Origin of the sequence: Hallella colorans (genome assembly GCF_003096815.1) — a bacterium.
GTDB lineage: Bacteria > Bacteroidota > Bacteroidia > Bacteroidales > Bacteroidaceae > Prevotella > Prevotella colorans.
Genome location: NZ_QENY01000002.1, coordinates 180,025 through 192,499, shown reverse-complemented (window position 1 = coordinate 192,499; position 12,475 = coordinate 180,025). Strand labels below are relative to the sequence as shown.

9 protein-coding genes are annotated in these 12,475 nt (G+C 50.4%); 3 read left to right on the top strand and 6 right to left on the bottom strand.

Features of this window, described 5'->3' with window-relative positions; genetic code table 11:
* Positions 1-274 precede the first annotated feature (274 nt).
* On the bottom strand, positions 275-2,266 hold the full coding sequence (locus tag C7379_RS01785) for an NAD(+) synthase (RefSeq protein ID WP_116615722.1): 1,992 nt from the start codon (positions 2,264-2,266) through the stop codon (positions 275-277).
* A gap of 505 nt (positions 2,267-2,771) precedes the next feature.
* Positions 2,772-4,292: a replicative DNA helicase gene (gene dnaB / locus C7379_RS01780; protein WP_116615721.1), complete on the bottom strand. Its 1,521-nt coding sequence runs from the start codon at positions 4,290-4,292 to the stop codon at positions 2,772-2,774.
* A 196-nt stretch (positions 4,293-4,488) separates the two neighbouring features.
* Between dnaB and ispE the strand changes: the two genes are divergently transcribed.
* Complete coding sequence (ispE, locus tag C7379_RS01775) at positions 4,489-5,328, top strand: 4-(cytidine 5'-diphospho)-2-C-methyl-D-erythritol kinase (protein WP_116615720.1); 840 nt, start codon at positions 4,489-4,491, stop codon at positions 5,326-5,328.
* A 547-nt stretch (positions 5,329-5,875) separates the two neighbouring features.
* On the opposite strand, the gene C7379_RS01770 is transcribed toward ispE, so the two are convergent.
* From C7379_RS01770 to C7379_RS01760, 3 genes are read right to left on the bottom strand one after another with little or no spacing between them, the layout of a single operon-like run.
* Positions 5,876-6,457, bottom strand: a complete 582-nt coding sequence (locus tag C7379_RS01770; RefSeq protein WP_116615719.1) for a LutC/YkgG family protein — start codon at positions 6,455-6,457, stop codon at positions 5,876-5,878.
* Between the two features lie 15 nt (positions 6,458-6,472).
* The gene (locus C7379_RS01765; RefSeq protein WP_116615718.1) at positions 6,473-7,846 is read right to left on the bottom strand and encodes a lactate utilization protein B; all 1,374 of its coding nucleotides are present in this window, start codon (positions 7,844-7,846) and stop codon (positions 6,473-6,475) included.
* Between the two features lie 11 nt (positions 7,847-7,857).
* Entirely contained in the window at positions 7,858-8,598 is a 741-nt protein-coding gene (locus tag C7379_RS01760; RefSeq protein ID WP_116615717.1) for a (Fe-S)-binding protein, read from the bottom strand.
* Between the two features lie 115 nt (positions 8,599-8,713).
* Here C7379_RS01760 and C7379_RS01755 point away from each other — a divergent pair, with 115 nt between their 5' ends.
* Positions 8,714-10,861, top strand: coding sequence for a DNA topoisomerase 3 (locus C7379_RS01755; protein WP_116615716.1), 2,148 nt, complete (start codon positions 8,714-8,716; stop codon positions 10,859-10,861).
* 71 nt (positions 10,862-10,932) lie between these two features.
* Here the strand turns inward: C7379_RS01755 and C7379_RS01750 are convergent, their stop codons facing one another.
* A complete protein-coding gene (locus C7379_RS01750) occupies positions 10,933-11,805 on the bottom strand; it encodes a hypothetical protein (RefSeq protein WP_116615758.1) in 873 nt (290 codons plus the stop codon).
* A gap of 403 nt (positions 11,806-12,208) precedes the next feature.
* Here C7379_RS01750 and C7379_RS12650 point away from each other — a divergent pair, with 403 nt between their 5' ends.
* Positions 12,209-12,373: a hypothetical protein gene (locus C7379_RS12650; RefSeq protein WP_165815001.1), complete on the top strand. Its 165-nt coding sequence runs from the start codon at positions 12,209-12,211 to the stop codon at positions 12,371-12,373.
* Positions 12,374-12,475: the final 102 nt, after the last annotated feature.

Genomic DNA, 12,475 nt, shown 5'->3' with positions numbered 1-12,475 from the left:
GTCTCATGAACCCCCAAAAACTTGCAATTAATATTACAAAAATAGAAATAGGTTGATTTATACCTTATTAAAATGTAGCTTCATAAATAAATCATGGAGGAGAGGACGCATGGTGTTGCAAGGGGACTATGGAGCTATTTTGGGGTGTCGAAAAAGTCAGGCAAGTTGGACTTCTCATGCCAATCCAACTTACCTGACTTTTGCTCTTACATAGCTGTCTCTATATATGTTTTGTAGTCCATGCCACTATTGGCAGATTTTTTACATAGTTGTGCTATTTCGTTTTTTTGCCCAAGTTTTCCACTTCGCGCAGCCACATGGTTGAGACTGCGTCTGAAGGCATACGCCAGTCGCCACGAGGGCTGAGGCTCACCGAGCCAACTTTTGGACCATCGGGCAGACAAGAACGCTTGAACTGCTGACTGAAGAACCGGCGGAAAAACACTTGCATCCAGTGTGCTATGGTCTCCTCGTCATAGTGGGTGGCAAGTACGCGGCCGGCATTGGGCTGGTCTTTCGTTGCGGCTTGGTTACCAAATGCCTTGCACGCCAGCATGTAGATTTTGCGAGGGCCGAAGCCATAGCGTAAGAAATAGAACAAGAAGAAGTCGTGTAGCTCGTAGGGCCCCACAATATTTTCTGTCTTTTGTTTAATGTTACCCTCGTCATCGGCCGGTGTTAGTTCTGGCGATATTGGGGTGGCCACAATGTCGCGTAGCGTGCGAGCCGTTTTCTCGTCCATGGTTTCGGCCACATAGCTTACAAGGTGCTGCATCAGTGTCTTGGGCACGGAGCTGTTCAGGGAATACATGGACATGTGGTCTCCATTGTAAGTAGCCCAGCCCAATGCCAACTCTGACAGGTCACCAGTACCTATTACCAATCCATTCATTTTATTGGCCAAATCCATTAATATCTGCGTGCGCTCTCGAGCTTGTGCGTTTTCGTAAGTTGCGTCGTGCACGTTGACATCGTGGCCGATATCCTCAAAATGTTGCATCACGCTCTTGGTGATGTCAATTTCGCGTGTTGTGATATTCAATTGGTCCATCAGCGTGGTAGCGTTGTTGTAGGTGCGGTCAGTGGTACCAAACCCAGGCATTGTTACGCCGATGATATCTTTTCGCTTTCTGCCCAACTCATCAAATGCCTTGACACAGGCCAAGAGTGCCATGGTGGAATCCAAACCGCCGCTCACGCCAATAATTACGGTCTTACAGCCAGTGTGTCTAAGCCGTTGTTGCAATCCCATCATTTGGATGTTCATAATCTCGTCGCATGCCTTTTTCATGTGCTGTGAGTCGGGCACGAAAGGAGTTGGGTCCACGTATCGATCCAACGTAAATTCGCGTGGCAGCGTCATCTCCATGTCTATGAAGTCCACTTCCTCGCGTATCATTACTCGTTGGGCGTTTGTGAAGGTGGTATTGTTGCGTCGCTCGCTACGTAGTCGTTCCACGTCTACCTCAGCCACCTGCATGGTGCTCTCAATGGCAAATCGCTTGCCAATGGCCAATGGTGTGCCATTCTCATAGATAAGGGCAGTTCCGCCAAAGACCACGTCTTGTGTACTCTCTCCATATCCGGCGCTGCTGTACACATATCCAGTGATGGTGCGTGCGCTTTGCTGTGCCACGAGGCTCTTTAGGTAGGCGTGCTTGCCAGCCTGCTCGGTGCTTGCCGATAGGTTGAAGATGAGATCGGCCCCCGCCAGAGCCAAGTTATTGCTGGGTGGCGCTGGTGCCCACACATCCTCGCAAAGCTCTACGCCAAACACCGCTCCGTCGCATGTGCGAAACAGTTGCGGGTCTGATGACACCCTGATTACGCCGCCCGCAAAGTGCAAGGTGGTGGGGCGCAACACCTGTGAGGAGGCAAACCAACGCTTCTCGTAAAACTCATTGTAGTTGGGCAGGTAGGTCTTGGGCACGATTCCCAATATTTTGCCTTTCTGCATCACTACCGCGCAGTTTAGCAGCAGGTCTCCGGCCACGATGGGCAGTCCCACGATGGAGATAATGTTGAGGTGACGCGTGAAATCGAGCAACTGCATCACGCCGTTTTCTGCCGCGTCCAACAAGAATTGTTGTCTGAAAAGATCCTGACAGGTATAGCCAGTGATACACAGTTCTGGAAACACGATTATCTCCACTCCTTTGCCTTCGGCCTGGGCGATAAGCGACTCTATTTCCACCACGTTTTGTTGACAATCGGCCACCTTGATTGTTGGCACGGCCGCTGCCACTTTGATGAATCCATATTTCATAATGCCTTCACGTTTGTTGCTTCATAGGTTACAAGATGTTGTTTATGTTTTCATAGTGAGCATCTTGGATATGTAAGTTTTGAATTTTCGTGCAAATATAGCTAATCTTTGTTAACTAACAAATAATAACTCGTTATTTTTCTTTTTTATGTCTGATTATTAATATATTCTTCTTGCATGGCATACCACGTATTTTATACTTTTTTACACATGTAAAAACTAATCTGGTCTTAATATTGGCCATGCCGCGGCATATCCTAATAGTGATGAAAGCGCGAACCTCTGGTATACCTCAAAATTAATCTTAAAGATGGCAAGACGCAACCACACATAAACACGCACATTGTTTTGGTGGTAAAATCATTGAATCCATCTTAATATTTTGGCATAGTAAATAAAACTCAAAACCTTACATTTTTTTTAAGGCCAGCCCATATCAAGATTTCATCAGTGTCTCAAAAATAATAATTGGGAGCATAGAGCACCTGTTGTTTTGTGGCCAATCTCAGAATGCAACACCTGTAGGCACGCCCCCAAGTGGGTCGTCGTCTTGGTTGAGTCGCGAGCTGATAATCTCCCCGCCGCCGAGATTAGAGGGCAAAGGAGCCAGCATGGCGTCCTCTGGGTTGGCAAATCGCGTGTACTGTCCTTGGAAAGCCAGCAGCACGTCGCCCGTTGCGCCCTTGCGATGCTTGGCGATAATGATTTGTGCCTTGCCCCGCAAGTCGTTACCCTTGTCGTCCTCATAGATGTGATAATATTCTGGCCGGTGCACGAAAAGCACCATGTCGGCGTCTTGCTCTATGGCTCCCGACTCTCTAAGGTCACTCAGTTGGGGGCGTTTGCCCTCCAGACCCTCTCGGTTTTCCACCGTTCGGTTCAGCTGTGAGAGAGCGAGGATAGGGATGTCCAGCTCCTTGGCCAAGCCTTTGAGCGAGCGTGATATCGTTGACACCTCCTCCTGACGGTTGCCAAATCGCATGCCGTTGGCGTTCATCAGCTGCAAGTAGTCTATCATGATCACCTGCACGCCTTTCTCTCTTACGAGTCGTCTGGCCTTGGTGCGAAGCTCAAAGATGGACATGCCCGGTGTGTCATCTATATAGACAGGTGCGCCCGTCAGCTTGGCCAGGTTCTTGTCCAAGCGTTCCCACTCATCGCGGGCAAGCTGCCCATTCATTATTTTTTTGCCCTCTATCTCGCAGACGTTGGATATGAGGCGGTTCACAAGCTGTACGTTGTTCATCTCCAAAGAGAAGAAAGCGATGGGCGTTTTGTATTCCACGGCTATGTTTTTGGCGATAGATAGCGCAAACGATGTTTTACCCATGGCTGGTCGCCCGGCAATGATTACCAAGTCGCTTTTCTGCCATCCAGAGGTCAAGTCGTCCAGTTTGGTAAAACCCGATGGCACCCCCGTCAGTCCGTCAGAGTTAGCCGAGGCTTTCTGTATGATTTCAATAGCTTGTCTGATGACCGGGTCTATCTGCGTGTACACTTGCGACATGTTTTTTTGCGACAGCTCGAAGAGCTTGCCCTCGGTCTCTTGCATCAGTTCGTCCACGTCTACCGTGGCGTCGAAGGCCTTGGTCTCCACCACGCTTGCGAATGAAATGAGCTGACGTGCCAAGTATTTTTGCTGTAAAATCTTGGCGTGATATTCTATGTGCGCCGACGATGCCACACGCGATGCGAGGTCCACCACGTATGATGCACCGCCAACTTCCTCGAGTGTTCCCTCCTTTTGCAGCTCGTTGGTCACGGTCATGATATCCACCGGACTTTCGTTCATGTTCAGCGTTTGTATGGCGGTGAATATCTTTTGATGTATTGGCTCGTAAAATGTTTCAGACCTAAGGGTCTCCGCCACCACCGAGAAGGCGTCCTTGTCTATCATCAACGCTCCCAGCACCACCTTTTCCACGTCGGTGGCTTGGGGCTGTAAATGAGCGTAAGTGGGGTCTATGGGTGCGGTCGATTTGCGAGTGGACCTGCCTGTGCGGCTATTGTTGCTATTTTGTGGCATGATTGTTTTATTGGTGTGGCAAATTTACAAAAAATAGTTCAATGTAGGGCTTAAAGCATCAAAAAAAGCAAATTTCGGTATGCAGCCCCGCAAAAAAAACGTAATTTTGTGACAGATGGAAAAATGTAGTAATTTAATAGATGATACCTAACACTTGCTGTCATACCTATTTATATAACGCTAATATCACATTGCCATGCTTGTATATCCTTGTGCGAAAATAAATTTAGGCCTGAATGTCATCTCCAAGCGAGATGATGGCTACCATAATCTTGAGACCGTTTTTTATCCTGTCCCACTATGCGACATGCTGGAGGCGCGCCCTATAGCCGGGGCTTCTGCCTCGGTCTCGCCCTGCGACCTTAAGGTTATGGGCGGCAACGTGGATTGCGCCGCGGCGGACAACCTTGTGGCGAGGGCTTATGGCTTGTTGGCCGCCCACCACGATTTGCCCCCCGTGCAAGCCCTTTTAACCAAGCGCATACCCTCGCAGGCGGGTTTGGGTGGCGGCTCGGCCGATGCCGCCTTTATGATACGCCTGTTGAATGAGCTGTTCCATCTCGACATCAGTCGGCCAGAGATGGAGCGACACGCCGCGCGCTTAGGCTCCGATTGTGCTTTTTTCATCGCCGCCCAACCATCGTTTGCCACGGGTCGCGGCGAAATTTTGGAGCCATTGGATGATCTTTGCGCCAATCTCAAGGGCCATTATATAGGAATTGTCAAACCAGACGTGGCGGTGTCCACGCGCGAGGCCTTTGCTGGCATAGCTTGCCGTCAACCCTGTAAATGCTGTCGGGACATCGTGCGCCAGCCTGTCAGCACATGGAAAGCCGAGCTGTCCAACGATTTTGAGCGCACTGTTTTTCGCGTCCATCCACAGTTGGCCACCGTCAAGCGCAAAATGTATGAGTTGGGCGCGGTGTACGCACAGATGAGTGGCAGTGGCAGCGCGCTCTTCGGCATTTTTGAGAGCGAGCCGTCTGAGTTGGCTGCCTACTTCCCCGGGTGTTTCACGTTTCAAGGGCAGTTATGACGTTTGGCTTGGCCTGAGAGCTGTTAGCTGTTGTCAATGGGCAAGTGTATATACCCGAACTCATTAATCACGACAACTACCATGCAGTGATATCGTAGCGTGACATGTCATTTCTCGCACGAGAAGACTGTGCCGATGTGTAAAAAAACAATCACTAAAACTGTGTTGTGCTAATTGGCTCTTTTAGCGAGGAAAATAAAAGAATCTGCATGCTTTTTAACTTTCTGGAACGCTGCATGAACTTAACATCATTGCCATTGATACCTATTTGCGGTGTGAATAAGGCCTGTTACCTTGACCATTCAGCGTTAAACACGTTGCCATCAATATCTAATCGGAATGTGATTAGGTATTAATGGCAACACGAAAATAATATTTTCGGCTATAAAACGTGGCCTCGTCGTTGTATCCTTTTGATTTTTAGACGGTTGCTAAACATGCCTCATTTTCGGCGTATTTGCGCCATTTGCCTTTTCATTTTCAAATAAGCGCGGCATTTTAGAGTGTTTGTCAGATTTTTTCAAGACAATTATGCCATCCGGTCCACTCAATCGAGTATCATCACCGTCACCCCGCGCGCTGCCTGGGCGCCCATCACGAGCGCTTGCTCTATGTCGGCGGTCTTGGACGGCCCACTGATGAATGTTCCGAAATTATACCGTGGGTCCATATCTATGCGTTTGTATGCCTCGTGCATGTTGCTCACGATGTTTTGCTTGTCAAGCAGTATGACGAGATATTCCGAGATGAAACACACCGCTTTTTCCTTCATGGTTTGCGGCACCCAGACGCATGCGTTCTCCGCCACCCCAATGGTTCCCTGCACGATGCCCACGTCGGTGTGGTCAAGATCAGAGGCTTCCGACACCGTGTCCGGATTTTTTTGCGCTATGCTGATATATGGCAAATTGGACGCGAACACTTTCGCGTCTGGGTACAAGTTGCGCACCATTTGGTTGAGGTCGTCGGTCTTTCGCGCCTCAACCACTTTGGCACCCGCTGTTCTTGTGGTCTCCACGAATTTGGCGTAAACGTCCGGATAGGTTGTGGCGGCAATCTCCATGTCGGGCATGTCGTATTGCTCGGTGGTGTTTTGGCGTATTTTTTCTAACAGGTCTTCTTTTCTCATAATGTGCGCGTGTGGTTATTTGGTGTGATGTTTTTTCCACCATTCATGGAACGACTCGCCCGCGAACTTGGGCAATGCGTGCCCTATGCCCCATGCGTTGAGCTTGCGCGAGTGTACCATAGAGTCGGGAACATAGTTGGCTATCGGCGCCACTTTCAGTGCCGTGGTGTATAGCGATGGGTGATCGAACAACAAGCTCATGCCCTCCGACATGAGTTTCTTCATCGTGTCGGCCTTGCCTATGCTCTCAAGATCTTGTCGCCAGTCGTATATTTGCGACCCGGGCTTGAGCATCACGGGGCACACGTTGTCGCAACTCAAGCATAGCGAGCATGCCGATACGTTGTCGCAGTATTTGGCGGGGTCTTTGAGCATGCCCAAGTCTACGCCGATGGGTCCGGGAATAAAATAGGTGTAGCTCGCTCCCGTAGACCTGCGATACACTGGGCAGGTGTTCATACATGCGCCGCATCTGATGCACTTGAGCGTCTCCCAATGCTTGGCGTTGGCGAGTATTTCGCTCCGTCCGTTGTCCAATAGCACCACGTGCATCTCTCCGCCGGGCCGAGCCTGCCTGAAATGCGATGTGAATGACGTGGTGGGCTGCCCTGTGCCGCTGCGACACAGCAGCCGTTGGAACACCGCCAAGGAGGCGTAGTCGGGCACCAATTTCTCTATGCCCATGGTCACGATGTGCAGCTTGGGCATGGACGTTGTCATGTCGGCGTTGCCCTCGTTGGTGCATACCACGATGTCGCCGGTCTTGGCCACGCCAAAGTTGGCGCCCGTCAGGCCGGCTTGCGCCTGCATAAACTCGCCGCGCAGGTTCTTGCGGGCGCAATAGGTGAGATAGGTGGGGTCGTCGTTTCCCTTGTCGGCAGAGATGCCACGCTCCTCGAACAGCTTGGCCACCTGTTGCCGGGTGATGTGTATGGCGGGCACGACGATGTGCGCGGGCTTGCTGTGCAGCAGTTGGAGTATGCGCTCTCCGAGGTCGCTCTCCACCACGTCTATGCCGCGTGCCTCAAGGTAAGGGTTCAGTTGGCATTCCTCGGTGAGCATGGACTTGGACTTGACCAGTTTGTTCACCTTGTGTGTCTCGAGTATGCCATACACCATCTCGTTCAGCTCTTGGGCGTCTTGGGCCCAGTGCACGATGACCCCTCGGCTCTCCAACTGTTTGGAGAACATCTCCAGATAGTCGGCCAGATGGGTGATGGTGTGACGTTTGATGGCGGAGGCATGTTCCCGCAACGACTCCCATTCGGGCAGTTGTTGGGCCACATGGTCTCTGTTGGTGCGCATCAACCAGAAAGTCTGGTCGTGGCGTGAAATTTTCTCAGGGTCTTGCAGCAGTTGCCGCGCCCGTTGTGCGTGTATGGTAGTCAATGTGTGATAGCTTAAAGGCCTTCGGCCAATATTTGTGAAACGTGGATGAATTTGATGTCTTTATGTTGCCGCTTGGCCAGTCCGGCCATGTGCATGAGGCACGAGGAGTCGGGGGCGGTGACATATTCCGCGCCCGTGGCCATGTGCCTGTCTATCTTGTCCGTGCCCATGCGGATAGACACGTCGGGCTCTTCCACGGCGAACATGCCACCAAAACCGCAGCATTCGTCGGGTCGTTCGGGCTGGCGAATGTCAATACCCTGCTTGAGCTTCAGCAGGTCGATGATTTTGTTGTAAGGTGGAATGTTACGCTCCGAGGGCGACGATAGCCCAAGCTCTCTCACACCGTGGCAACTGTTGTGCACGCTCACCACGTGGGGAAAACTGCCGGGCAACGATTTCACCTTCATCACGTCGTGCAGGAACTCCACAATATCCATGGTGTTTTGTGCGCTGACGCATGGGTGCTCGTCGGTGTTGAGCAGCTTGGGATAGAAATTGCGCACGTAGGCGGCGCACGACGCTGATGGCATGACCACATAGTCCACGCCGTTAAACATGTCGCCATATTTGCGCGCCAACGGCACGGCCATGCGCTCAAAACCAGCGTTGGCCATGGGCTGTCCGCAGCAAGTTTGTCGCTCGGGATACACCACGTCAAGATTTAAATGCTGCAAAAGTTTGTAGGTGGCGATACCCGCTTCGGGGAATAGGGCATCTACATAACAAGGTATAAATAATCCAATCTTCATAATGTTCTTGTTAGAACCGATAAGCAAATTTACCTATTATTTGTGATTAGATAGTTATTTTGGCATTATTTAACCAAAGATTTTACTAACTTTGTGCTTCTGAACGAAACGAAGTATGATAGTTTGTATAGCGGAGAAACCCAGCGTGGCGCGCGACATAGCGCGTATTCTCGGTGCCACGGCATCCAAGGACGGTTACATGGAGGGCAATGGCTACCAAGTGACATGGACTTTTGGGCATCTGTGCGAATTGAAAGAGCCTAATGACTATCTCACCAATTGGAAGTTTTGGACATTGGCAGCCTTGCCCATGGTGCCGGATAGGTTTGGCATTAAGCTCATACCGGGCGACAGCATAGAGCGTCAGTTCAAAACCATTGAGCGTCTCTATGCCAACGCTGACGAGATAGTGAACTGTGGTGACGCTGGGCAAGAGGGTGAGTTGATACAGCGGTGGGTCATGCAGTTGGCCAAGGCGACGTGCCCGGTCAGGCGGCTATGGATATCCTCAATGACTGACGAGGCCATCAAGGACGGCTTCAAGAACCTTCGGGCACAGGCCGACTATGACAGCCTGTACATGGCGGGGCTGTGCCGCGCCATAGGCGACTGGCTGTTAGGGATGAACGCCACGCGCTTGTATACGCTGATGTACGCTCGCGATCGGCAGGTGCTGTCGGTGGGAAGAGTGCAGACGCCAACGCTCGCGCTCATCGTGAGTAGACAGAAAGAGATAGACCATTTTGTGCCAGAACCCTATTGGGTGCTGTCCACGGTGTATAGAGACACCCTGTTCACGGCCACGCAGGGCAGGTACATGGTCAAGGAGGAGGGTGAGAGAGACCTTGCGCTCATAGACGGCACGCCTTTCACGGTGACTCGCGTGCAGAAAAAACAAGGCAAGGAGCAGCCTCGGCAGTTGTATGACCTGACTTCGTTGCAGGTGGATTGCAATCGAAAATTTGGATTCTCGGCGGAGTTGACACTCAACTTGATACAAGCGCTTTACGAAAAAAAGCTGACCACCTATCCTCGCGTGGACACTCAATATCTCCCTGACGACATCTATCCGCAATGTCCCAATATATTGAATGGTGTGAGCCAAATTAAGGTGTCGGGCAAGAAACCTTATCTCGACATCATCAAGACATTGGCCATGACGAGTGCCAAGTTGCCCAAGCCGAAACGTGTTTTCGACTCGTCCAAGGTGACAGACCACCACGCCATCATTCCCACGGGTCAGCAAGCGGTGGGGCTGTCGGATATGGAAATGAAGGTGTACGACCTGATTGCCCGTCGCTTTGTGGCCGCGTTCTATCCTGATTGCAAGTTTTCCACCACCACAGTGCTGGGTGTCGTTGACAAGGTGGAACTAAAAGCCACCGGCAAGGAAATTTTGGATGCGGGCTGGCGAACTGTCTATAGCAAGGATGATGAGCAGGACGAGGACGATGGCAAAAAAGCCAATGAGGAGCGCACGCTGCCCACTTTTGTGAAAGGCGAGACGGGAGAGCACCATCCCACGCTGACCGAGAAGCAGACCACGCCACCCAAACACTACACCGAGGCCACTCTCTTGAGGGCTATGGAGACGGCTGGCAAGTTTGTTGACGACGACGAACTGAGGGCTGCCATGAAGGAAAACGGCATTGGGCGGCCATCGTCGCGGGCTGGAATCATAGAGACACTCTTCAAGCGTCATTACATAAGGAGGGAACGCAAGAACCTTGTGGCCACACCAACGGGTATCCAGTTGATAGACACCATACACGAACGACTGCTCACAAGTTGTGAGCTGACGGGCATTTGGGAGAAGAAACTGCGCGACATAGAGCATCATCGATACAGCGCCGAACAGTTTGTTGGCGAATTGAAAGAGCAGGTCTACAAGATTGTTCAAGACGTGATGCACGACAGTAGCAACCGACAGATAGCGTGCGCGGAGCCGGAGCCAGCTCCAAAACCCACTGGCTCGGCCAAGAAAAAGACAGTGCGAGGCGTCAAAGCGAGTGGTTCAAAAACATCGAAGAGGCCAGCCAAAATGGTGGGCGAGGGTGGCATGGCGGCTGCGTCGGCGCAAGATGGGCACACGGTCAACAAAGAGAGCGTTGGCGATAACCTCACGGCCGCCAAAGCCACAAATCTTGCTGTCAAGGTGGGAGACGTGTGCCCCAAGTGTGGACAGGGCACGGTCATCAGGGGCAAGACCGCTTTGGGCTGCTCGCGTTGGCGAGAGGGATGCGATTTTCGCATGCCGTTATAAAATGAAAAGAGCCATGACCGATTGGAGTCATGGCTCTATGTGATATGTCAACTCATGTGCCCAATCAGATCTCATTGTAGCACAAAGTTCTTGCTTCCTATCATATTGCCGTCGGCAAAGATGCTCACGCGATAGGTTCCGGCTTGCAAGCTCTCGGTCACCCCACAATAGAGTGTCACCGGAGTCTCTTTGCCGCCATATTCGACATTGCGTTTCATGGAGCACTCGAGGCTGCGATTTTCATACGCGAAAGTGCCTGCGCCGCCAAGGAGAGTGCCCGTGGGAGTGTTGATGCGCACATAAACCACTTTGTTGCCACTCTGTGCCGTGACATTTTTAGCCAATGCGAAGCTTACCTGCAAGGCTTTGGTCTTTTTTATTTTCTTGGTGGGCTTGTTGCGTTTGTCAAGTCCCGTAAGGTCTATACCGATGGCGTCGAGCTGTGCGGCGATGGCCACTTTCTCGGAAAGGCTCTCTTTCTCGGTGTTGAGACCGGCTATTTGTTTGTTGGCTTCCTCGTATTGCCCCTTTATACGCGTGTTCTCTGCCGTGAGGTTTTGGTTGAGACGGTTCAAAGAGTCTATCTCGATGACATAGCTACGCAGTACCGCCCTGACCGTGGCCAACTCTTTTTTGAGCCGCGCTATCTCACGAGCGTCGGTGCTTTTGGTTTGTCGAAGCTCTTGCAGCAGACGCTGTGTTTTCTCCTGTTCTTGAGTCAGTTGGGCAATGATGGAGTCGTTGTTTATTTGTGTTTTCATCTCGCTGTATTGCATAGCGAACTGTTCATATTGGTTCTCCATCTCTTTCTTGTCCATCTCGGCCAACTCTATCATCTGTTGTTTTTCTTGTTGTTGCTTGTCACGGTCAATGAAAAGCCATACGATAGCACCCGCGAGGAGCACGATAATCAATATGATAGGAACGAGAATTTTCTTTTTCATTGTTTTCAATTTGTGTGAGTTCGTCACTATGCGGAGCATTGGTTTTTGCCGAAATCACATTGTTAGAATGTGTAAATGTTATTTTATCGTCGTGCAAATTTAAGTTTTTTATCGTAAAACGCAATGCTTTTTTACTGCTGCAGGCTTTTAAAATATATTTAATTTAGATAACATTAACATATTTTATAATAATGGGGGGGTAAAATTTTTACCTTTGCAGCGCAATCTCCAATTGTTATTTGGGGCTTGTGCGGAAACGATTTTTTAGCTTAGGGTATAGATGGTACGATGTGTCATTGCTGATACATGTGCTTTTTGACATGTATAGATGTGCGTATGGCAGTCTAATCCTATGGCGAATTGATGTCTTTTGAAAAATAAAATAAATAGAAAATAACTAACAATGAAGAAAAATTACATTTCTCCCAGTGCTATAGTATTGGCGTCTCAAGCCTTTGTGGGACCAAACATTGGCTCTGGTGATGATGATGCGGAATTGCAGCCAGAGACCAATGAGAATGATGACAACACTACACCCGCAAAGTGGTCTGGCTGGATAGATGAGTGACGCATGTCTAATGATACGCTGTACGGTTGATGATATAGCTTTTTGGGGAGTGTGTCGCTAATCTTTTTATTCTTCCTGCCAGCATTTGTCTATGCAGCGTGG